The sequence below is a fragment of the Ensifer sp. genome (genome assembly GCF_035999135.1).
In the GTDB taxonomy this organism is placed as follows: Bacteria; Pseudomonadota; Alphaproteobacteria; order Rhizobiales; family Rhizobiaceae; genus Ensifer.
The window spans coordinates 92,550-112,844 of the sequence record NZ_DASYGZ010000037.1 but is presented as its reverse complement, the minus strand read 5'-3'; the positions used below and the strand labels follow the sequence as shown (position 1 = coordinate 112,844).

25 protein-coding genes are annotated in these 20,295 nt (G+C 57.8%); 13 read left to right on the top strand and 12 right to left on the bottom strand.

The genetic code is table 11. The annotated features are described in order from the left end of the window. Positions 1-15: 15 nt before the first annotated feature. From VGO12_RS03305 to VGO12_RS03280, 6 genes are all read left to right on the top strand, one after another. On the top strand, positions 16-3,081 hold the full coding sequence (locus VGO12_RS03305) for a M15 family metallopeptidase (protein ID WP_327511308.1): 3,066 nt from the start codon (positions 16-18) through the stop codon (positions 3,079-3,081). A gap of 2 nt (positions 3,082-3,083) precedes the next feature. Continuing rightward, positions 3,084-3,827 (top strand): hypothetical protein, encoded by a 744-nt coding sequence (locus VGO12_RS03300; RefSeq protein WP_327511307.1) that lies wholly within the window; start codon positions 3,084-3,086, stop codon positions 3,825-3,827. Further along, on the top strand, positions 3,827-4,429 hold the full coding sequence (locus tag VGO12_RS03295) for a hypothetical protein (protein WP_327511306.1): 603 nt from the start codon (positions 3,827-3,829) through the stop codon (positions 4,427-4,429). The genes VGO12_RS03300 and VGO12_RS03295 overlap by 1 nt, the downstream gene beginning before the upstream one ends. A gap of 9 nt (positions 4,430-4,438) precedes the next feature. Then, positions 4,439-4,876: a DUF6950 family protein gene (locus VGO12_RS03290; RefSeq protein WP_414650668.1), complete on the top strand. Its 438-nt coding sequence runs from the start codon at positions 4,439-4,441 to the stop codon at positions 4,874-4,876. Positions 4,877-4,890: 14 nt separating this feature from the next. Further along, positions 4,891-7,059, top strand: a complete 2,169-nt coding sequence (locus tag VGO12_RS03285) for a hypothetical protein (RefSeq protein ID WP_327511304.1) — start codon at positions 4,891-4,893, stop codon at positions 7,057-7,059. Between the two features lie 74 nt (positions 7,060-7,133). Further along, the gene (locus VGO12_RS03280; RefSeq protein WP_327511303.1) at positions 7,134-9,752 is read left to right on the top strand and encodes a hypothetical protein; all 2,619 of its coding nucleotides are present in this window, start codon (positions 7,134-7,136) and stop codon (positions 9,750-9,752) included. 69 nt (positions 9,753-9,821) lie between these two features. On the opposite strand, the gene VGO12_RS03275 is transcribed toward VGO12_RS03280, so the two are convergent. Beyond that, complete coding sequence (locus VGO12_RS03275; RefSeq protein ID WP_327511302.1) at positions 9,822-10,511, bottom strand: hypothetical protein; 690 nt, start codon at positions 10,509-10,511, stop codon at positions 9,822-9,824. Between the two features lie 399 nt (positions 10,512-10,910). Next, complete coding sequence (locus tag VGO12_RS03270; protein WP_327511301.1) at positions 10,911-11,123, bottom strand: hypothetical protein; 213 nt, start codon at positions 11,121-11,123, stop codon at positions 10,911-10,913. A 304-nt stretch (positions 11,124-11,427) separates the two neighbouring features. Between VGO12_RS03270 and VGO12_RS03265 the strand changes: the two genes are divergently transcribed. The 5 genes from VGO12_RS03265 (at position 11,428) to VGO12_RS03245 (ending at position 13,987) form a co-directional block, all read left to right on the top strand. Further along, positions 11,428-12,174, top strand: coding sequence for a hypothetical protein (locus tag VGO12_RS03265; RefSeq protein ID WP_327511300.1), 747 nt, complete (start codon positions 11,428-11,430; stop codon positions 12,172-12,174). After that, on the top strand, positions 12,171-12,371 hold the full coding sequence (locus tag VGO12_RS03260; protein ID WP_327511299.1) for a hypothetical protein: 201 nt from the start codon (positions 12,171-12,173) through the stop codon (positions 12,369-12,371). The genes VGO12_RS03265 and VGO12_RS03260 overlap by 4 nt, the downstream gene beginning before the upstream one ends. 174 nt (positions 12,372-12,545) lie before the next feature. After that, positions 12,546-12,737: a hypothetical protein gene (locus tag VGO12_RS03255; protein ID WP_327511298.1), complete on the top strand. Its 192-nt coding sequence runs from the start codon at positions 12,546-12,548 to the stop codon at positions 12,735-12,737. Further along, complete coding sequence (locus VGO12_RS03250) at positions 12,734-13,042, top strand: hypothetical protein (protein ID WP_327511297.1); 309 nt, start codon at positions 12,734-12,736, stop codon at positions 13,040-13,042. Before VGO12_RS03255 ends, VGO12_RS03250 begins: the two co-directional genes overlap by 4 nt. A 411-nt stretch (positions 13,043-13,453) precedes the next feature. Then, positions 13,454-13,987 (top strand): hypothetical protein, encoded by a 534-nt coding sequence (locus VGO12_RS03245; RefSeq protein WP_327511296.1) that lies wholly within the window; start codon positions 13,454-13,456, stop codon positions 13,985-13,987. Between the two features lie 119 nt (positions 13,988-14,106). Here the strand turns inward: VGO12_RS03245 and VGO12_RS03240 are convergent, their stop codons facing one another. From VGO12_RS03240 to VGO12_RS03195, 10 genes are all read right to left on the bottom strand, one after another. Beyond that, a complete protein-coding gene (locus VGO12_RS03240) occupies positions 14,107-14,658 on the bottom strand; it encodes a hypothetical protein (protein ID WP_327511295.1) in 552 nt (183 codons plus the stop codon). 81 nt (positions 14,659-14,739) lie between these two features. After that, positions 14,740-15,231, bottom strand: a complete 492-nt coding sequence (locus VGO12_RS03235; protein ID WP_327511294.1) for a thermonuclease family protein — start codon at positions 15,229-15,231, stop codon at positions 14,740-14,742. A gap of 113 nt (positions 15,232-15,344) precedes the next feature. Beyond that, a complete protein-coding gene (locus VGO12_RS03230; RefSeq protein WP_327511293.1) occupies positions 15,345-15,560 on the bottom strand; it encodes a hypothetical protein in 216 nt (71 codons plus the stop codon). 623 nt (positions 15,561-16,183) lie between these two features. After that, positions 16,184-16,462, bottom strand: a complete 279-nt coding sequence (locus VGO12_RS03225; RefSeq protein WP_327511292.1) for a hypothetical protein — start codon at positions 16,460-16,462, stop codon at positions 16,184-16,186. Between the two features lie 50 nt (positions 16,463-16,512). After that, a complete protein-coding gene (locus tag VGO12_RS03220; RefSeq protein ID WP_327511291.1) occupies positions 16,513-17,082 on the bottom strand; it encodes a hypothetical protein in 570 nt (189 codons plus the stop codon). Positions 17,083-17,124: 42 nt separating this feature from the next. Then, the gene (locus tag VGO12_RS03215; RefSeq protein ID WP_327511290.1) at positions 17,125-17,607 is read right to left on the bottom strand and encodes a hypothetical protein; all 483 of its coding nucleotides are present in this window, start codon (positions 17,605-17,607) and stop codon (positions 17,125-17,127) included. Beyond that, complete coding sequence (locus VGO12_RS03210; RefSeq protein WP_327511289.1) at positions 17,604-17,894, bottom strand: hypothetical protein; 291 nt, start codon at positions 17,892-17,894, stop codon at positions 17,604-17,606. Before VGO12_RS03210 ends, VGO12_RS03215 begins: the two co-directional genes overlap by 4 nt. Continuing rightward, complete coding sequence (locus VGO12_RS03205; RefSeq protein ID WP_327511288.1) at positions 17,891-18,367, bottom strand: helix-turn-helix domain-containing protein; 477 nt, start codon at positions 18,365-18,367, stop codon at positions 17,891-17,893. The genes VGO12_RS03210 and VGO12_RS03205 overlap by 4 nt, the downstream gene beginning before the upstream one ends. Before the next feature lie 273 nt (positions 18,368-18,640). Beyond that, positions 18,641-18,862: a hypothetical protein gene (locus VGO12_RS03200; protein WP_327511287.1), complete on the bottom strand. Its 222-nt coding sequence runs from the start codon at positions 18,860-18,862 to the stop codon at positions 18,641-18,643. Positions 18,863-18,883: 21 nt separating this feature from the next. Then, positions 18,884-19,114, bottom strand: coding sequence for a helix-turn-helix transcriptional regulator (locus tag VGO12_RS03195; RefSeq protein ID WP_327511286.1), 231 nt, complete (start codon positions 19,112-19,114; stop codon positions 18,884-18,886). A 119-nt stretch (positions 19,115-19,233) separates the two neighbouring features. Here VGO12_RS03195 and VGO12_RS03190 point away from each other — a divergent pair, with 119 nt between their 5' ends. After that, positions 19,234-19,560: a hypothetical protein gene (locus VGO12_RS03190; RefSeq protein WP_327511285.1), complete on the top strand. Its 327-nt coding sequence runs from the start codon at positions 19,234-19,236 to the stop codon at positions 19,558-19,560. Between the two features lie 323 nt (positions 19,561-19,883). Then, the gene (locus VGO12_RS03185; protein ID WP_327511284.1) at positions 19,884-20,207 is read left to right on the top strand and encodes a succinoglycan biosynthesis protein exoi; all 324 of its coding nucleotides are present in this window, start codon (positions 19,884-19,886) and stop codon (positions 20,205-20,207) included. Positions 20,208-20,295 lie beyond the last annotated feature (88 nt).

The following is a 20,295-nucleotide window of genomic DNA, read 5'->3' as shown; positions in this document are numbered from 1 at the left end:
TAGGATATACGCCTGATGGTTGAAAAGACCGACGATCTTGTAATTTCCATCAGCGCCGACCTTGCGACCGTCAAGCGCAGCCTCAAGCGGCTCGAGCAGGACATTTCGTCGACCACTGGCAAGGTCCAGAAGCAATTCAACGACCTGGGCAAGGGCATCGACAACTCGATGACCTCTTCGCTGCAGGCCCGCATCGACAAGATGGTCGGAATCGGAACCAAGGGCGCCAAGGAGTGGAGCGGCGCGCTCGCGGATCAGGGCAAGGAACTTGAGCGGCTGCGCTCAAAGTACAGCCCGCTCTTCGCGACCATCAACAACTACAAATCGGCTGTTTCTGATATTCGCCGCGCGCATGCGGTAGGCGCCATCTCTGCGAACGAGATGACAGCAGCCATCCAGCGCGAGCGGCAGGCGGCGCTCCAAGCAACCGCCGCGATTCGCGGCAAGAACGCAGAAATAAACAAGACAAGCGGTCGCGGCAGCATGGGAGCCGGGGCGTTCAATACGTCCAACCTAGCCGCGCAGGGATTTGACACGCTCACCACGGCACCATTCATGCCATGGTACACTGTTGCGCTTCAGCAGGGGCCGCAAGTTGCGCAGGTCTTTAACGACATTCGCGCCAAGGGCCAAGCAATTGGACCTGCGGTCGCTGGCGCATTCACGCAGCTTCTCAATCCGATCTCCCTGGCAACGATCGCAGCTATCGGCGCGACGGCAGCGGCAGTCCAATACTTCTCCACCATCGAATGGGGCGGCGGCAAGTCAGAGGAAACTCTGAAAAAGGAAGCCGAGCTCGTTCAGGCTGTCGTCAATAAGTGGGCTGAAGCCGTACCGGCATTGAAAGCTTACTACGACGAACGGCAGAAGGCAGCCGACAACAAGGATTTGAAAGAGGCGGCAAGCATCGCCGCCGATGAGCAGTGGACGGAGCTTCGTAAAGCGCTCGGTGACGTAAACACCGAGATTGCCGACATCGTGTCGCGCTTGTCGCAGATGGGCCAAGATACAGACAAGGTCACCAGTCTTCAGCGGGCGTTTAGTGAACTTGTCGCCGGCATCGAAGACGGCACGGCTAGCTCGGACCTTGCCAAGAAGGTGCAGTCGGAACTGGCGGCGGTCATCAAAGACAACGCTACTCCGGAACTGCAAAAGTACCTCGAAATATTCGAGAAGCTCGCGCCGTCGATCGATAAAGCCGCGACCAGCGCATCGAAGTTCAAGACCGAGGCGGCGGTTCTCGCCGACCTGATCAAGCAACTTGGCCCTCTCGGCCAGCTTTCGCCAATACTGAGCGGCGACGGCAGGTTCCTCGTCAACCAGAACGATATCCAGGACTATCGCTTTCGGCAGGCGCAGAACGAAAATCCGACCATCGTCAATGGCGACGGCCGCACTGTCTCCGTTCCGACACCTGGCGCCAAACCGATCCAGTTGGGCGACGAGCCCAACAAGAAAGCTGAGACCTCTGCGGAGCGCGCAGCGAACGCGTATCGCGACCTTATCAAGAGCGCGGACGACAGAATTGCGCAACTCCGGTTGGAAACGGAACTTTCCGGCCAATACGGCGTCGCCACAGATGCCGCACGGTTCCGGTTGGAATTGCTGCAGCAGGCCGAAGACAAGGGCCGATCGCTGTCTGAAAAGCAGCGCATTAAGATCGAGGAGAAGGTAGCCGCCTACGAGAAATACTCGCAGGCGCTGTCTGAAGCCAAGCTAAAGCAGGATCTGCTCGACGACGGCGTCTTCGCCGGCATGTCGAAGCAAGAGCAGGCCGTAAAGCAACGGCTGCGGTCTTACGGCCTATCTGAAGACATGGGCGGAACGAACGCGGCAATGATCCGCGATCAGTTCCAGCGTGAAGAGTTGTCGGACCTGACGCAGTCGTTCCTGTCGGAGTTTACAACTGGCGTCGTATCGGGCGGCAAGAGCATCGGCGAGTCCTTCGCGGATGCCATCAAGAACGCCGCCGCGAATGCCATGCAGAAGTCGCTGGATAGCCTCTTCACGCAGATCGGCAACGCGCTGGCATCGGCTGTGTTTGGGGCAAAGGGTGGCGCGGCGAGCTCGACGTTATCGGCCTTCCCGGCTGCACCTTCTTCGCTCGCATCTGCCTTTGCCGCGCCAGTGGGTGCGGTAACGCGCGGAGCACTGCCAGCAGCAGGAACGTCTAAGACGGGCATTGGCCTGTCCACGATCAGCACGGCAAGCGGTCTGACCGCAGATGTGAATTCCAAGTTCGCTTCGCAGTTTCAGTCGCTCGTCAACGACCTTGAGGCCACTGGCTACCAGATCAAGTCGATTGGCGGCTACAACCACCGCAACATCGCCGGGACAAACAAGCTGTCGAACCATGCCTATGGCAATGCGATTGACATCAATCCGCAGGCCAATCCGATGGGGCGAAATCTTGTCACCGACATGCCGACTGGCGTCAGCGCCATAGCGGCTCGAAATGGCTTCAACTGGGGCGGCGACTGGAAGTCCAAGAAGGACGCCATGCATTTCGAAATCTCGCAGGCCAAATCGGCCGGCGAGGCGCTCGAGAAGTTGGCAGGCGCTTCCACGGAAACGACCAAGGGCCTTAGCAGCCTCGCAACCAACCTCACCTCGGCAGGTGGTGGCGGATCATCCTGGCTGTCATTCCTGTCCGGCACAGCTTTCTCCGGATCCAAGCAACTCGCGGCGAGCGGCGGCATCGGCCTGTTCGATAAGGGCGGGTATACCGGCTCAGGCGGCAAGTACACGCCTGCCGGCATCGTCCACAAAGGCGAGTACGTCTTCGACGCAGCAGCGACCAGCCGCATCGGCGTTCCAACGCTTGAGCGTCTTCGCGGCTACGCCAACGGCGGCCTCGTCGGCGCGCCGCGTGCTCCGCGGCTAAACGGTCGCGCATCGGCGACGAACAGCAACTCACAGCCGGGTGTTCTGCAGGTGCACATCAGCGGCGCCAGCGGTGACGATCACGTGCGCACGCTGGTGAAGCAGGGTGTGGGCGAGGCTTTGGCCGCGCAGAACGACAATGAGCGCCGCGGCGGCTTCGGGACCATGCAGGTCCGCTATACAAACCAGAAGGGCTGACAATGGCTGTTTACATCAATCAGCCGACGCTGGCGGCCAACTTTCTGGCCCCGTTGCGAACCACCTATGACGTCACCGGCTCGTCGATCGACGGCGGCCGCAATGGCGTGGGTGAGGGGCAGTCAATCGAGATGAGCGGTGGCGGTATCGTCACCGCCATCTATGAAGACTGCAAAATCAAGGATCCGGAGCACTACGAATATGTGAATTGGCTCGGCGCCCGCCTGAATGGTGGGTACCGATTCATCAACGTTCCGATCATCACCGACTGGTTCGGGCCGTTCCCTAAAATTGGGCGGTTGCCGACGCCGATCGTCAGCGGCATTCCGCATTCTGATGGGTCCTATTTCGATGATGGCTCCGGCTACAGCCAGGCGACCGCCTGGGGCGAGATCACCGAAGCAGCGGCCCTGAATGCTGGTGTAATTCGATTGAAGGTCTACGGGTTGTCTAGACCGCTGCGGTGGTCGGATTGGTTTTCGATCTACCACCCGACAAAGGGCTGGCGAGCGTATCGATATTGGGAAGTCTTGGACTCGACCGAAGGTTCAGACGGCTCGGGCGCATTCACCGACTATCAATTGGCCATAGCACCCCCGCTGCGGGAAGCCGTGACGGTCGGAACGCGTGTCGAATTCGCTCGGCCGATGTTCGTCGCGAAGTTCAAATCGGATTTCACGTTGCCGTCCGTGGTCGAGGCGTTCTTCGTGACGCAGCAGGCCATTCAGTTTGTTGAGGCGTTCTGATGGGCTGGGTTCCAGACAACGTTATTGAGGAACTGCGCGGGAGCCATCAACTTGGCATCTTTCTTCGCATTGCCACCGACCCTGCTTTGCATATGTGGTTCGGAATCAACGATATACCAGCGAATTTTGACAGCATAGATCCAGACGGGACCGTCTATCTCGGCGGCGGCCGACTTGTCGGCGTCCCCACGCTCGAAGTGCTGGTCAACGGAACTGCGGATAGTGTGGAGTTCACGCTGTCGGGCATCGACCCAGCGACGGCCGCAAAGACGATCGACAGTCTGCCGGTGGTGCGCGGCGCGAACGTCCAGATGGGCATCACGACGCTGGATCAGTATTTCCAGCCGATGAGCGACATCATCCCGATCTGGACAGGGACCGCCTCCCACGTCGGCGAGCAATCACCGGCAACGCCGAGCGGCCAGTCGGTGACGCTTACCCTTTCGCTGGCCGTAGTGGCCGGAGAGGCGACACGGTCGAGGCCGGCGCGCACGCTCTGGTCTTCGGCTCACCAGAAGGCGATTTCGTCGAGCGACAAGTTCTGTGATGAGACGGCCCGCCTTGCCCGCGGTGTCCAGCCCACATGGACGCTCGGCTACTAGCCCCGGCCAATCGCTGCCGCGTGGCGGCAAGGAAACAAGATGACATTGCAGGAATTTGCAGCCCTGCCGCACCGATTCAGGTGGGGCGGGATGGGCGGTGACGACTGCACGACGTTCTGCGCCACCTGGCTGCAAGAGAGCATCGGCGTCGATCCCGCCGCCAGTTACCGCGGCACTTATTCCACGGCCAGGGGCGCTCACGAAATCCTAGCGCGTGCTGGGGGCACCGTTGCTTTCGCCGCGAAGACACTAGAGCCACTGGGTTTCAAGCGCATCCAGCACCCACAGGACGGCGACGTCGGCGTGGTCAAGGCACCTGCCGGCATGGACGGCGAAATCACCGAGATTTGCGCAATCAGGTTTGGCCCGCTCTGGATGATGTTGGGGCCTTCCGGCGTTGTCGCGAAACAGATGAATTACGTTGCAGCGTGGAGGTTTACGGGGTGAGCTTACACCATCGCATGATGCTGCAGCGATATGGCCTTGGTCATTCGACATCGCTTTACAGCACGGTCGTTTTTGACCCCATCTTTACGCCACTGTTTACCGCCGTGCTGGGCACTGGCGGCATCACGATTGGCGCCTCGACTATCACTTACGCGTCGATTGCATCGGCCATCGCGACGACGGCGCTATCGATCGGCATTCGGATGCTGATGGCGCCCAAACCCCCGAAGCCTGAGGCGGCCAAGGTTCCGCTGACGCAGTCGATACCATACCGCATCTGGGCAGTCGGCCGCACGCGAATGGCTGGCGCCTACATGCTTTGGGAGTCCAAGGGCCACCGCCTTTTCGGCATCCAGGCGATGGCCGGTCACCGCATCAAGTCGTTCAATCGCTATTGGCTACACGACGATGAAGTCTCTCTCGACGGCAGCGGCTGGGTGATTTCGCCCGGTGGCGGCCGCTACGGCAACACCAGCGTCCAGATCCAGACGCGTCTGGGTCTTCCTACTGAGACGGCCTACGCTAACGCAGTGGCCGACTTCTCGTCGGAGGGCCTCTGGACCAACGATCACCGCGGGGACGGGCAGGCGTCTCTTTGCATGTTCGCCGGCGCGACCCGGATGAAAGACCAGCAGAAGCGGTTCCCCTATGGCGTGCCGCAGGTTTCCGTCGAGCTCGATGGTGCCCTTTGCTGGGATTTCCGAGACCCGGCACAGAACCCTGCTGATCCGAGTACCTGGCAGTGGACGCGAAACAGCGCGATCATCACCGCATGGCACCTTTGCTTTAACGAGTTCGGGTTCGGCCTCGACTATCAAAAGGCGTTGCTCCCGGTCATCGACCTCTGGAAAGAAGAGGCCGACATCTGCGACGAAGCGGTAACCCTTGCCGGCGGCGGTACTGAGAAGCGCTATGAATGCAACGGCTTCGACACCACTGAGAACGGACCGAAGGCTGGCCTGAACGCCATGCTTGCCGCCTGTGACGGGCATTTAGTGGCAAGAGGTGACGGCGCTCGCATCCTGACGGTCGGCAAGTTCCGCGAGAGCCGCTGCGTTACGCTGTCGGATCGCGATATCGTCGGCCACAACATTCAGTACGACGTGCTTTTCGAGGACGAGTGCAACCGCCTCATTCCGAAGTTCACGTATCCATCCACCGACTACACAACGTCGGACACCGACTATTTCGAGGATGTGGAAGCTCAACTTGAATCTGGGCGCATCTTGGCTGAGGAGGCTGAGTATCAGTGGGTACACCAGTGGCGGCAAGCACGAAGGCTCGGCAAGCGTGACTGGTTGCGGCTTCGTCAGAAAGTCAAGGGCAGCATCGACGTTCGTTTATCCGGCATCAACGCGGTATATTCGCGATGGGTTCGATTGGATACGCCGCTGCGGCTGCCAAGGCTAAACGGAAAGCTGATTGAAAATCGCCGTTCACTGCTTGCACTCACGCGTGGCGGCTTTTCGATGGATATTGTGCAGCATCCGGACAACATCGACGCATGGAATCCTGCGGTCGACGAGGGGGTGCAGCCTCCAGTTCCAAACCAGCCGGCCGTCTCTGGGATTGTAACTCCAGTCATCAATCTGGTGCAGTCAAAGGCGAACGGCGGCTCCGTCTACATCCGCGTGGTGGTCATTGACCCCGGCGACGCAAGTCTCACGCCGATTGTCAGATACCGCGTTGCCGACATCGGGGCGGGGGTTCCGGGCGCGTGGGTTGAGCAAAGTTTCCCCGATGCTCAGCCCTCGATCGGCTACATCAACTTGAACACCAACACGGTTCCGGTGAATCAGGCGCTTGAAGTGCAGGTCGCTTATACAAGTCCTGGCGGTGCCTATTCAGCGTGGTCAACCACCGAAAGCGTCACATCCACCGCCGATCCGACGCCCCCCGGCGCGGTGACTGGTGTTTCTGTAACGCCCGGATCTGGCACAGCAACTTTCAACTGGACGGCTCCGAACAGCGCGAACTACGCCGGAGCGAAAATCTATTGGAACACGGTCAACAACTTCGGCACTGCGACGTATCTCAGCCCGCCTGAGTACGGAGCTCCGAGTTCCACCGACAGTGCTTCGCGCACAATCTCGGCCGGCACTCGCTATGCCTGGATCGTTTCAATCAACAGTTCCGGCATCGAGGGCACGCCCGTAGCTACGGGTAGTTTCGTCGTAACCTGACGCGCCTCTGACGCTGACAATCAAACATCTTGAGCCCTGCCGTTCGGCGGGGTTTTTCTTTTCAGGAGAGCCACGTGGCATTTTCCCCGAACGCACAGACTGTTTATGCGGATGGCCCTGCTGGCTCGCCGCTTCAGCCGGCGAAGTCTGAAATCCGCAAGCTGCTGAAGCAGTATGAGAATGTTATTGACGCCTTCCTGTCCAACGGCGGGTTGCTTTTCTCGTCCAAGGCCAGCCTCGACGCCAGCCTGAACTACGCCGCCAACAGCATGGCGTGGGTGCTGGGCGATGCGACCGTCGCCAACAACGGCGTCTACAAGAAGGTTGGCGCTAGCGGGACCGGAAGCTGGACGCGCGTCAGCGATCTGCCGTTCTCCTTCATCATTGCGAGCGATGTGGGTGCCGGCACGGCGAACGCCATCCAGGCGACGACTTCGATGCCGGTTTCGGGCTCGGCGCTGATCTGGACAAACGTGTTTCGCGCGAACACGGGAAGTCCGGTGACGATTAGCTTCAACGGCGGCTCGGCACTCACGATCAAGACGAATACCGGCAATAACGTTAGCGCGGGCGGTCTGGTCGCGGGCATGATCGTTCTCGGTATTGTTTCCGGCTCGACGTTTAGGCTGCTCAACGACCAAGTGTCTAGCGCTATCGTTGCTGCTGCTGAAGCGGCGCAGGTGGCGGCCGAGGCTGCGCAGGCGGCAGCAGAAGCGGCGGCTGCGATAGGAGGAGGCGGCAACCCCGTCAATAGCTGGCGCGGATACACGGAACTCAACACTTTCACGGCGACCGGCGCGGCCAAGTCGAATGTTGATGGCTACCTTAAGCTCATTGCTTCCGGCGCAAGTACACAGATCACCCTGAGTGGCCTGACCATCAATGGGGCGACCGAGCGCTATCTTGCCATTCGGTATCGGCGCACTGTTGGGACTCCTGGCTGGGACTCCGACGAAGACGCCTTCGGCTGGTCTACGTCCGGTCACGGCTTCACCAGCAGCTTCCTCGCCAAGATCATCAACACGTCGACGGGCTGGAAGACCGCATACCTTGATATGTGGAGCCCCTTTGCGGGCGGGACTGACTGGAAAACGAACACGATCACCGGGATCCGCTTCTTCGCCGCCAATGGCGTTGGAGCTGACATCGATATCGCTTGGATTGCTACCTGTGCTGATGCTCCTCGGCGTGGCGATGTGCAGAATGATCTGAGGTTTCTGCAAACGCAGCAGGACGCGGGGTTCACTGGTAGTGGAATCTACTCAGTAAAAAACATTATCGAAGGCCACCTCGATCTTTTGATGACTGCGCCGTCTCTGGCGAATGGGGCAGACGTTTCTGCCAAAGTTCAAGCTTTGGTGAATGCCGCCGCAGTCGCAAAGAAGACGGCGTTTATCCCGGCGCACCCTCTCGGCTTCGTCTGGCGTTTCGACAGTCAAATTGACTTGCCGGCAAATACGAAGCTTGTTTTCGACCCGGCGTCGAAGAGCACGACGCAAGCCGCCGTGAAGACTTTCAGGGTTACGGGGTCGCGCGTCTACTTGGATGGCGGTTTTGGCGCGGAATTCTCGCACGGTGGCGATGGGGAATTCCTCGACACCAACCAGAAGGACGCCATCCAGATGCGAGGCTTCCGGCTCGATGTTGGAGGCGTCACCACAAAAGACGGCATCATCGTTTCCGGCTCCGATACTTACATCGAAGACAATGCTTTCGGCTCGTTCCGGACCTCAAGCTACGCTATCCGGGTCGCGAAGAAGGCAGGACAGATCAACATCAATAACAAGATCGTTGATAATTATTTCGGCGGGACCGGTCGAGCTTTCTGCGTTTCTTCAGAAGAGGCCGGCGAGCGGCCGGAGGGAATCACGTTCTCTCGCAACAAGTCGGTATTGACCGGAACGACGATTGTTCAGGTCGAAGCGGTTCTGTCGCTGCATCTGCTCGATAACATGCTTGACCAAGGCTCTTTCGCTATCATCAACCTTGCCTCGTCGGCGGCTGGTATCCAAGGACTAACGGTCGATACTTGCTATATAGCGGCGGCTCAATCTCCTACCGGAGTCGGAGGTGGCATCGGCATCCGCGTTGATTCTGGCAGCGTTGGCGTGATTGACGATGTGAAAATCACGAAAAATGAAATCGCTTGGAGCGCCTACGGTATTTCCCTGCTCAACAAGGTTTCGAACGTCTCCATTGAAGGCAATAGCCTGTTGAACATTGACCAGATTGGCATTAGCGCAGACGCCGACCGTCTTCGGTTGAGAGACAACACGTATACGATGACGGCGGCCGGGATTAAGAAAAACCTAGTCCTGACGGAAAAGGCCGGCGGCGGGTCGATCTCAATCGAAAACGAAAACTTTGATGCGGCTGGAACTGTTGATGTCCCGGTGTCAATTACCCGCGATCGGTGGAATATCGGCCGGACCTTTGGGAAGGTGCTAAGGAAAACTTCCAGCGCAACAGCGGCCAGCCCCGCCAATCAGGCTTACCTCCCCATTCCTCACGGACTGATCCGGGCACCTAGCGTCATAACCGGCCTGACCGCTACCGTGGCAAACGGAGCAGTTTATATGAACCTGCGATGCTCCGTTGTTTCAACGGACGCCACAAACACTACGGTTCAGATCTGGCATGATGGCGCCGTTACCCCAGGGAACATAACATTTTCCTTGGATGCCTCAATTTAAGCGTTCAATAGCACGGCGTCGGCGAACCCGACGCCGTGCTGAAGTGATGCCAAGAGATCGAAACTTCAGCTACTTGGACCTGGGCCGAGTTCCTCTGCTTGACTCCGGGTCCCACGGGGAAGGGGCTAATTGTAGCTCGAGCCACGCTGTACTGCGCAGGTCGATTTTCCCGTCTAGCATAGATGCAGCCCAGAGGTCGTCGCGTGAGTATTTGTACATCACATCAATTTCGGTTTTCCGCACGACCCAGTAAATGTCACTGATGGTTTTCGCGATCGCATCAACTTCGTCGATCGTGAGATAAAAGTAGAAGTTGTTGGTTGTTTCGTAGTTAAAAATCTCATGATGCGTTGTTATTGGCCTGCGGAGCTCAATGTACTTAGATGATTCCTCAATCGAGGATGAGTTATGACAAATGCAATTTCTTGCAATCAGTAAGTCGTCGAAAATCGTTCGCGCGTAATCGACATTTGAGATGAATAGTTCTTCCGCGTCTATCGCGCATACAGCTTTCCTGAACTGAGCAAAACGCCGCTTCAATGCTCCCTGGATCTTCTTGTCCTCTTCGGTGAAGAGATCCAAGTCCTTCCTATTCAGATAGCTACCCTTGAGGCCGTACTCGACAATATTCTTGATCGCGTCGTGCATGGCACTGTCTAGCTTCCCGAAATTTCGAACCAACCGCCCGATCGCTGCATCAAAGAGTAGTTCAGCATTAAGATGATCCGCTGCTGTTAAGGTCTCTGTGGCTATATGCATCAACTTACTTCCTCAAAAAAATTGACCGGTATCGGGGAATCAATCTCCACACTAGCTAAACTAACTTATAGTGACTAAGTAAAACAATTGAACATCCTCACGGTCTCTTGAGCCTTATTAGTTGCTACTTGGTCGCACCGCGGATCTCTCTAACGACGTCGCTGTCCTTTCCGCAGCATTCTGCGGCAATGTCCAAACAGCGTTGCCGCTCCAGAGCAATAGCCTCAGCAACCATCTTGGTCGGGTCGCTTTGTCCGCGCGCAAGGTGACGGGCCGAAAGGCTCCACGCTGTTTCAGTAATGTCTTCTGGAATCATAACTCGCCTCAGTTGACGCTCAACTAAGCGTAGGCGTCCTCGCTTTCCTGAAACGTGTGCGCACATTAGACGGCCCTGTTCAATCACATCCCATCATCAAACTCCACCGCCTGCCCGTGCGAAAGGAACTGCACGAGTGCCGACAGCAATGCCTCCGCACTATACCAGTCCATTGAAACTTCGATCGTCGTGTTCGTCGAAGTTGAAAACTCGAAGAACCCGATGAGTGGGTCGCTGGATATGATAGAAAAGTTGCCCAGAAATTGGGCGCTGATCGTGGTTCCGCCAAGCTCCATAAATGCCCCCTGAAATTCTTCGGTTCTAAAAATCGACGACGAGCCGTTCGCTTAGATATATAAGAAAGCGATAAAATACATGGTTTCTACCGATGGTGGAAGCCTGCTTTCTGACAGGTGGCCAAGCACTGGGTTCCGACGGGAAGAAGCTGGGGCCGTTTCGCTAAGTGGCGGGCCAAAGGGAACCACCTATGAACCCAATCGTCAACTGCGCGAGGTGCTCCGCTATTCTTGGAGCATCCACCTGATGCGGCCGACCTATCCACCAAGGCGGCACTAACCACAACATTCTAGGAGACCACCAATGGACCGCGCGAAATTCTTCGCGGCGGTGCGCTCGCCCTTGTCTGTCAACAAGAAAGCACAAGTGCAGGGCATCGACGCGATTCTCGACGAGGCAGAGCGCCGCGGTACGCCGTTGGCGCATCTGGCTGCGATCCTTGCCGAGACGCACCACGAGACAGGCGGCGCAATGCAGCCAATCTCGGAAAATCTCAACTACTCAGCAAAGCGGTTGACGGAAGTCTGGCCTAGCCGATTCCCGACGCTTGCCGCTGCCGCACCGTATGCCGGCAACCAGCGCAAGCTGGCCAACAAGGTCTACGGCGGCAGGATCGGCAATGTTGGCCCAGACGATGGCTGGCTCTACCGCGGGCGCGGCCTGGCCCAGATCACTGGCAAGGCAAACTACGTCAAGTTCGGGCTCTCGGGCACGCCTGACAAAGCCGGCGAGATGGCCACGGCCATCAATATCCTTTTTGACGGCATGACGGGGGGCACGTTCACTGGCCGCAAGTTGAAGGATTACGACGCGCCAGAGGGTTATCGGTATGCGGCATCGAGGGCAATCATCAACGGCGACGTGAAGGCGAACGGGCCGCGTATTGAGAAGTACGGGCGCTCCTTCGAGGCCGCGCTGCTTGCGGCTGGCTACGTGCCGGGTGCCGTTGTTCCCAATAAGCCCACTACGCCCACCACACCCGCCGCAAACGGCTTCTGGGCGGCGCTCGGTCGCTTTCTGCTGGCGCTCATCAAGGGAGGCAAGAAATGACCGTCTGGATAAGAATCGCCCTCTACATGATTGCGGGCTGGCTCTACGGCTCCGGATACATCGGCGAGGAAGTCAGGTCGCTCATCACAGAAGACCCCGCCGTTGCCGCTTCGATCGAGGCTGGCATCGCCGCCGCTATCGGCGCCATTCCGGTTGCCTGGTGGCAGTGGGCGAGGAAGGTGGGGCATCCGACGTGATAATCATCGCGGCAATCTGGTCCCGCATCTCAAGTTGGCTGGCTCCTGTCGGCGCTGCGCTCGCGATCGTCGCGGGCGCCTTTTTCTATGGACGCTCCAGCGGCAAGGCTGATGCCAAGGCGGAGCAAGCTAAGGCAAACGCGAAAGCCATAAAACAGGCGAGGGGCGTCGAGGATGATGTTCAGAACATGGGGGGTGGCGACGTTGATCGCGCTCTCGGTAAGTGGCTGCGTGACGGCCGGTAGCTACTGCGACGTTGCGCGCCCCGTTCGACCGTCGGTCGAGGACAAGTTGACGGAAGGCACCAAGCGCCAGATCCTGGCCGAGAATGAGAAGCTGGCGAAGCTCTGTGGGGTGAAGCCGTGACCGGCGCCGAAATCATGGCCGTTGTAGGGTTTATCGTCATGCTGTTCGGCGCAGTGTCTGGTGTGTGGTGGCGCATCGAGGGGAAGGTGAAGGTCGCCGAGGACAAGGCGGATAAGGTGGCTGCCGACCTAGCGCAACAGCGCCTTCATGTGGCCGAAACCTACATTACCAAGCAGGGCATGCGGGAAGCGACCGAAAGCATCATGGAGGCCATCAGCGGCGTAAAGACTGCCGTCGACCACATGACGCTGCGCGTTGACCGCATCGTCGAGAATCAGGCGAAGCCGCGAACGACGCGCGCGTAACGTCTTGCGCAAGCAACACAGAACCCCTACGTACGCAGGCAGTTGCGCGATGTGACGTTGAAACGTTCGCGCGCGAAACACCCAACAAAGTGTTGGTGGAACGTTGCGGAATTCGCAACTATGCGTTATGCATGTTGAGTAACGGTGAAACGCAGCGCGTGTCGGCGCGTGTGGAACAAACGCTTAACGATTTACGTTTTATTCTCGCCTAACAAGAATATGGAGGCCAACATGGTTGCGCTTTTAAAAGACAACGGCGATTTCACACCCATGCCGGTAGTGTGTGACACAGCGAAGTTTGAGCAGTTGAAGGCGGAGTTGGATAAGCCCGCGAAAGTTGCTCCTGCGCTCGTTGACCTTATCCGAAGCGCCCGTAAATCGGCGAACGCAAAGTAAGGCCATCGACCTACTATGAACGACATCGTTATTGAGCCCCTCGGCGAACACCCGCGAGGGGCTTTTTGCTGCGACCTTCAGCGAATAGACAATTTCTTTAAAAACAATGCGTTGAAAAGCCATAGGGCTTACGCTCAGCGTGTTTTCGTTGCGTGCACCGCCGACGATAAGTCGCCGGTAGGATTCTACGCTCTGACGACGATGACTTTTCGGCCTGGGATGAACGCTGAAGCTGATAAGAAATTTGGTAGGTTCGACGCTATTCCCTCTATCTACCTCACTATGATTGGGAGGGATAAAGCGGCCCCCAAAGGCTTGGGCGCTCGCATGATGCTGGACGCGTTCCAACGAGCATTAGAAGTTCGCGAGCACGTGGGCGTCTATGCGCTAACTCTGCACGCATTCAATGAAAAGGTGAAGGCATACTACGAGACCTTTGGATTTCAACAGTTTGCGGATCCAGCCCAGGATCAGGAGGAATACAAGGCAATGTTTATTCCCCTATCAACCGTCGCTGAGGCGTTTGTCGAAGCGGGAGACGCCGAATAACCTGCCGCCACCACCACTCCACACGCCCAGGCCCGCCACCCTAATCGGTGGCGGGCCTTTTTTGTTTTCTGGGCGCCATGTTCTGCTGTTGAAACTTGTTTGTCCGCAGGTTCGATAGATCATTCTTGGATGATGCTGTTGGCGAGCTTGCCAGTTATAGTGGAAAGCACCATCGTGAATGACTGCATCTTAAAGGCCCCATCGTACCGTCCATTTGAGAGGCCAGCCAGCAGCTGGTAGTGCGCCGTACCTGTATTTGAGTAGCATTGGGTTGATTTTAACCAAAGGTATAGTTCGGTAGCCTTGGCGCCCCCTACCGCATTCAGCAAACTCTCAAAAATGCTGATGCAATTCGTAGAAAGCGCGCCGAGCTGCTCATGGGCATATGCAGGAGAGTTGACGGCTCGGTTGATCCGCATCGTGTCGGTCGTATCCAGTTCACGGCGGAGCCACGCAGTATCAGCAGGGGAATTGCGGGGGATACGACTGTCGAAATTCTTCCAATATGCCAATGAAGTTTCGGCTAGTTGCTTGCGCTGTTCTGCGGGCATTGTCTGAAATTCTGAGAGGTGAAGAGCGGCAATGATGGCCTTCTCAAATTCTTCGGTGCTTGCCATCACCGGCTGTGAAACGCCCATCGCAAGCAAGAACGGAAGCGCAAATCGAGACATTTTCCCCCCTATGAATCTCCGAGACCCCGCCGACCTCGCGCGCGTGCAGGTTGGCAGGCGAGCGTTTGACGCCACTCTTCGTCAACATGCCGGCAACTGCTTCGCACGTTCCGCTCGAGCTTCGCAAGGTAGCTGGAACTCGCCGCGCCAAATACCAACTCCTGACGTCCGAGCCTTGTCCAGCGCGGCCGCATAGGCGCCCATGCTGTATTTCTCCCAATCAACGGCATATCCATTGGCAACGAGCCAATGGTTGACCGCCTGGCCGTCGGCGCGAAAGCAGACGCCAACGAGGCGTTTGTATCGGTCGCGCTCCACTGTCTCGCAACGGGTAGGCCGCGAGGCTGCGAGGAATCTTTCAAGCGCAAAAGCAGCTTCCTTTCCGCATCGGTACGTGCCTCCATCGCCATCCTGGCATTTCTGCCAACTCTCGGGCGCGTCAATGCCGTGAAGGCGTATGCGCTCGCCGGCGATCTCGATCGTATCACCGTCAATCACCGAAGCGCGCCCGATGATGGGCTCTTGGGCGGCGGCCACATTGATGCTCAAAAGCGCCGCTGCGAAAATAGACAATTCTCTTCAAAGCAGGCAGCGCCTCCGAAGTAGCTGCCGGTGATCCCCGTTGTTGCGCACGATCGGTGCGAACGATCCGGATAGACGTCCATGATGTTCAACGTTGCCGATCATCACGCGGAGGGGCACGTGCCTGCGTTCTCGCTGGGCCGCCAGCCACGAGTGAAACCAACGCTCATTGAGGCTTCGGCAAATGCCAGTTGTTCGCGAAGGTGCCGGCAGTCGTTGAGCAGCGTTTGGACGGTCGCGATCGCGTCTCCATTGTGCCAGTCGAGGGCGGCGGCGAGTTCGTCGGTGTCGGTGGCGTTTTCTAGCTGGGCGGCGGACATGGCTTCTCCTTCTCCGCAGGAACGGAGTTTAAGCGTGTTCTGTCAGGATGGCGGCCGCAACGCCGTGAATGTTCTTATTATGTTCTGGTTTGGTGGGGTGTCAAGAGGTCGGCATCCCTTCGATGCAGCATTAGAAATCTGACAGCTTGCTGAGCTCTTCGAGCGACATCCTTCTCCGCTCCACGGAGCTTTTCAAGAGTGCCGGCAGCTGCGCGTCATGCTGTCTTTGTGCTCTGATGCTTTCTGGGTGGAACAAATTGTTTCACCCACGGGCCTCCTGATCTCCGACCAGATCGCTTGCCTGCGCAGAATATGCGCAGCTTCCTGCGCGGGCGACAGTTCCGCCCGTGCCAGGTTCTCGTCGATCTCCATAAGTTCAGCATGTAGATCATCGACATCATGAACTGCGCATTCTACAGCGGCGCGACCAAGCTCTTGCATCGCCAGCAATCTGTGATGCGTTGGGACATGCGCTCAAGCTGGTCGTCTTTCGCCTGCTTGGCATATGACGCCAGTGCTGCCGCCTTGTCTGCCCAATCTTGGCATTCGTCGAGCGAAGCGCATTCCGCAAGTGCGGTTCTCGCTTTCTCATATGTCGCATGCAAGCTGGCCGATGAACAGCCTCACCTCTCCCGACCCAAATGCGCCGCCCCAATCGCCTGATAGAGGTCGAACAGCGCCTCCTGCGCCCGCTCGGCCAATGCATACCATTCCGGCACCATCAGCACCGCTGGATGATCGCAGAGACGTCCGTCGACGAGATCGCCCAGCATGCTCGCGACGTGCAGTGCCTCGTGGCAACCGTGAGTGCCTGGCGAGAATTTCTCGCACATTTCGTCGAGGGTGTAGTCGCGCCTATCGATGGCGGCTTGTAGGCGCTGTTGGCGGTCTTGTTCTGACATGGCGTTGTCCCTTTTCCAATGGCTAGCCCAATTGCAATATGAGGTGGAGATCAGGCGCGCGGTGTTCCTCGCCGCCAGCTAGGCCGATACGTGATGCCTTTGTGCCAGTCATTAATGCGGGCAATTTCCTCCCGCCCTATGTCGGTCACGGTCCATGTGCGGTCGCCCTGGCTGTCTCGTTTTCCCTCTTTAAGTGCTCCAACCTGCGCCAACTGCTCGAGGGTTAGATCGCGAGCACCCGAGATTTCTGCACTGGTGCGAATATCCGGGTGCTCGACCATGTGGCGCAGAGCTTTCTCGCAGCGGGTGCTTAGACCCAGTTGGGGTTTGCGTTCAGCCCGAATCTCGCGCTTGGGGCGCCAAGCTTCCGGGTTGTCTTTCGCTGGTTCCAAGGTCTGCAACACATAGCTTTTATCGACGCCCATGTATTGATTGTACCACTTGCGGACCAACGGGACCGGCCGGCCGCCGTGAAGGGCGTCGACTTTGGGGAATCCCCGCGCCTCCAAAATCAATAGGGCGCCGCGCTTCCACGTTGATGCTCGTGCCTTGCCGACGATCGCAATGGCGATCTCGTCGTCCGTGGCGAACATGGGTAATTTTGAGAGAGGATCGGTCATCTCACGCTGCCGCAAGGACTCATTCAACTTTTGGGTCACAGGCTACCGCCTCTTCCAGCTCTCGACGATCCTACATGCCTCTGCGTGCCCATCTTCGGTGATGATATAGAGCTTCTGCCCATCCGCGGTCTCGCAATTCACCAAACCCTTCCCGACCAGACGCCCCATCAACACCGACCCGGCGCCAGGCAGAAGATTCAGCGTGTTCAGTTCGGTGTTGTACGACATCGCTACCAGGATGTTTTCACTCTTGGCGTCGAGACCGAACCGTGGCCTGTCGACTTTATCCTCGTCTTGTCGTGCGCGATTAGTGGGTATCGCATTGGCGGATGGCGGTTCACCGATACCGCTGAATGCATTCAGCAAAGCATCGATCGCATGCCGATCCCACTTCCGGGTCCCAGGCACCGTCGGTGGCGCTTTGCCTTTGGCGACCCACAAAGAAAACGTGCTCACGGCAATGCCGCAATACGCGGCAGCCTCTTTGCGGCCGATGAGGCGAGGGGAGTTGTCGTTGTGGGTCATGCGCGCGCCCTTTTCTTGCGTGCTCTCTGAAGCATGGCAAGCGCGTCGGGCCGGTTGGATTTCTTAATCAGACGTTCGCGTTTTTCCGTCTTGCTTTCTTCTTTTAGCAGCGCCGGAATATCTTCGACCGCTACCAGCATTGCCCTGCCTATCTTCTTGGCGACGCCGATTCTCCTCGCCTTTTCCCAGATAGTGCGAGCCGTCATATGCACGCCGCTCGACGCCGTGATACGGCGCGCAATTTCTTCCGGGGTGAGTAGGCCGTCGAGGAGATCATCTTTAGTCATGTTCGCGCCACCCAGCCCTTCTTCTTTGCCAGGCTCTCTAGACGGCGGCGCTCTTTCCGCTCTGGCGTCCAGTAGTCCTGATCTCGCTTGCTGTGATCCAACGGCTCATCGTCCTTCCATTTCTCGATGGCTGCTTTCGTCGCCTCACGCATTTCCTTGTTTTTGGCGTTGGTGGCTTCCCATCTAGCTCGACCACGCCCCTTCTTATTGGCGGTAAGCTTCTGAAGAGTTTGGTAGAGCCTTAAATCAGAGATGTGCGTCTTCACCGTCGGAAGCTTCGACACTTTCGGCGGTTCGCGGAGAACTTCCCACAGCGCCAAAAGATCGCTCTCGGAAAACAGATAGTTGCGACCGGAGCGGGAACACAGGCCATGCGCCTTCGCGAGTTTGATCACGCCGCGATTGGTCAAGCGCAGGCGCGCCGCGGCTTCATCGGCGGTGTAGATCGTATCGAGCGGAACGGTAGGCTCCATGGCCACCCTCCATCAAAAGAGGAACAGACAATGCCGCCGGCACGCATGCCGACCGCGTTAATGTTGTCTCCTCGATGTGGTGGTGGCGCCGAACAGGCGGTGCGCTTGGTGGGCGCTAGTGGAAGCTATTGGCAGAAATCGGAGCGGTCAAGGCCGGAATTCCAAAATATTAGATCTAAGTCTTTGACAAATTTGTAAAATTTAGGTTTCTGGCTTTCCATCGTGCCGAGAGGATCACTCACGGCTGCCTGTCGCGTAGTCGCACGCCGGGGTCTACTTCCTGATCATCGATGGAACGTTCGGCCGATAGAGCTTGCCATCCTTCTCGCCGCTCCACGGATCGCCAAACGCCTTCGCAGACGGCAGTTCGTCACCTTTGGCAAGCGCGTCGGCCACAGCGCGTCGCTCTCGACGATGCTCGCGCTTTTTGAATGGCTTGTCGCTCTCGGCAGTCGTCACGCCAGAGATCGGAGTCTTTTTTCGGGAGCGGGTCATATTGCTTGCCTCAGTTTTAGGTCACCACCTCAAAGCCACGCCCGCGCCCGGAGCTACATCGCCGTTCTCAAGGAAGGTCACACCGGCCGATTCTAGAGAGGTGCGGATAGCCGCCAGGTTATTAGCGATTGGCACGCGTTTTCCGGACTCAAAGTCCCGTAGAGTTGACGGCGACACTCCGGCCGCTTCGGCAAGATGCGGCTGCGTCCAGTTTACAAGTGCTCGCGCGGCGCGGCATTGAGCGGGCGTCATCAGTCAACCTCATTAAAAAACAACAATGTCATTATTTTTTGTTGACATTGATGTGATGTTGGTGTTTTTTAATGACATACCGCTTTTTCGGTAACATCGCAACACGAGGAGCCCAGCCAATGACCAACGTTCGCAGATTAAGACCGCAACCTGCCGTCGCAGTCGAACTCGACGAAGGCAGATTAAGACGCCAGTCCCACGAAACTGGCAGAACGAACGTGCAGGGCGCCGATGACGGTCGCCCGCACCACCCTTGGCGGAGCGAAGTTTACGACCTCCAGATGATGGCGAAGATCGCGGTGACGCTGATCGATGAAGTCTTACGCAACGTAGTGTCTCTGGAGGGTCTCCACGAGATCGGCCTCCGTGAGCATCTAGGCTTCGACGAGTTGTGCTTCCAGGTGCACGCCCTGAGGAACGCTGCCGACGCTCTACAGCCTCAGTAAGTTTCCGGCCGCACCTCCGGCCCTTGCCCCTGAGCGCCTTATGGCGACGGGGCCTTTTATCCCCACCCCCGCGGGGGCGGCGAGGCGCTTGATCCGCCAAGCCGGGCGGGTGGCTGCGTTCACAGCGTCAACCGCCCGCTACAGAAATACCAATGGCCGGCGCGATCACCACCTGCGCCAACACAAGCAGCGCGCCGGCCGGTAACTCCAAGCCCACCACAGCGACCCGCCGGTCTCACCAGCCGGCGGTTATTTGCTTTTTAATTGATTGCTAAATCATGCCTCAACTCACCGTTGTTACACTGTGGGCAAGGGAGGCTGACATGCGAAACTATCACCAATTCCGTAAGGCAAAGCCGAAGCAGTCTTTCTTCGCCAAGGCTCCGGCATTGACGTTCGGCTTGGTCACCGTCGCCATCGCAGGCATTTTCTCAGCGGGCTCGTTTACATCGCTGGCAACCGGGTTGGGCTTATCGCCGAGCTGCAACATCAAGGGTAATGTCAGCATCAATTCCCGCGAGCGTATCTATCACGTACCGGGCCAAGAGCGGTATGCGGAAACAAATATCTCTCCGCAGTACGGCGAGCGCTGGTTCTGTTCGGAATCCGAAGCGAGGGCGGCCGGTTGGCGCAAAGCGGGCCGGTGAAACGCGGTCTGCGTGATATAGATTCTCTGAATGGTCAGGCCCCGGAAGCATCATCCAATTTTGGATTATGCCAATATCAATCGGCGGC

What these genes read in the sequence shown, in the direction of transcription:
- VGO12_RS03295 (WP_327511306.1), top strand. Translation starts at nt 3,827, where the DNA reads ATGGGCTGGGTTCCAGACAACGTTATTGAGGAACTGCGCGGGAGCCAT.
- VGO12_RS03270 (WP_327511301.1), bottom strand. Translation starts at nt 11,123, where the DNA reads ATGGAGCTTGGCGGAACCACGATCAGCGCCCAATTTCTGGGCAACTTT.
- VGO12_RS03265 (WP_327511300.1), top strand. Translation starts at nt 11,428, where the DNA reads ATGGACCGCGCGAAATTCTTCGCGGCGGTGCGCTCGCCCTTGTCTGTC.
- VGO12_RS03230 (WP_327511293.1), bottom strand. Translation starts at nt 15,560, where the DNA reads ATGTCCGCCGCCCAGCTAGAAAACGCCACCGACACCGACGAACTCGCC.
- VGO12_RS03245 (WP_327511296.1), top strand. Translation starts at nt 13,454, where the DNA reads ATGAACGACATCGTTATTGAGCCCCTCGGCGAACACCCGCGAGGGGCT.
- VGO12_RS03205 (WP_327511288.1), bottom strand. Translation starts at nt 18,367, where the DNA reads ATGGAGCCTACCGTTCCGCTCGATACGATCTACACCGCCGATGAAGCC.
- VGO12_RS03255 (WP_327511298.1), top strand. Translation starts at nt 12,546, where the DNA reads ATGATGTTCAGAACATGGGGGGTGGCGACGTTGATCGCGCTCTCGGTA.
- VGO12_RS03195 (WP_327511286.1), bottom strand. Translation starts at nt 19,114, where the DNA reads ATGACGCCCGCTCAATGCCGCGCCGCGCGAGCACTTGTAAACTGGACG.
- VGO12_RS03190 (WP_327511285.1), top strand. Translation starts at nt 19,234, where the DNA reads ATGACCAACGTTCGCAGATTAAGACCGCAACCTGCCGTCGCAGTCGAA.
- VGO12_RS03275 (WP_327511302.1), bottom strand. Translation starts at nt 10,511, where the DNA reads ATGCATATAGCCACAGAGACCTTAACAGCAGCGGATCATCTTAATGCT.
- VGO12_RS03260 (WP_327511299.1), top strand. Translation starts at nt 12,171, where the DNA reads ATGACCGTCTGGATAAGAATCGCCCTCTACATGATTGCGGGCTGGCTC.
- VGO12_RS03200 (WP_327511287.1), bottom strand. Translation starts at nt 18,862, where the DNA reads ATGACCCGCTCCCGAAAAAAGACTCCGATCTCTGGCGTGACGACTGCC.
- VGO12_RS03225 (WP_327511292.1), bottom strand. Translation starts at nt 16,462, where the DNA reads ATGTCAGAACAAGACCGCCAACAGCGCCTACAAGCCGCCATCGATAGG.
- VGO12_RS03305 (WP_327511308.1), top strand. Translation starts at nt 16, where the DNA reads ATGGTTGAAAAGACCGACGATCTTGTAATTTCCATCAGCGCCGACCTT.
- VGO12_RS03285 (WP_327511304.1), top strand. Translation starts at nt 4,891, where the DNA reads ATGATGCTGCAGCGATATGGCCTTGGTCATTCGACATCGCTTTACAGC.
- VGO12_RS03240 (WP_327511295.1), bottom strand. Translation starts at nt 14,658, where the DNA reads ATGTCTCGATTTGCGCTTCCGTTCTTGCTTGCGATGGGCGTTTCACAG.
- VGO12_RS03185 (WP_327511284.1), top strand. Translation starts at nt 19,884, where the DNA reads ATGCGAAACTATCACCAATTCCGTAAGGCAAAGCCGAAGCAGTCTTTC.
- VGO12_RS03220 (WP_327511291.1), bottom strand. Translation starts at nt 17,082, where the DNA reads ATGACCGATCCTCTCTCAAAATTACCCATGTTCGCCACGGACGACGAG.
- VGO12_RS03215 (WP_327511290.1), bottom strand. Translation starts at nt 17,607, where the DNA reads ATGACCCACAACGACAACTCCCCTCGCCTCATCGGCCGCAAAGAGGCT.
- VGO12_RS03300 (WP_327511307.1), top strand. Translation starts at nt 3,084, where the DNA reads ATGGCTGTTTACATCAATCAGCCGACGCTGGCGGCCAACTTTCTGGCC.
- VGO12_RS03210 (WP_327511289.1), bottom strand. Translation starts at nt 17,894, where the DNA reads ATGACTAAAGATGATCTCCTCGACGGCCTACTCACCCCGGAAGAAATT.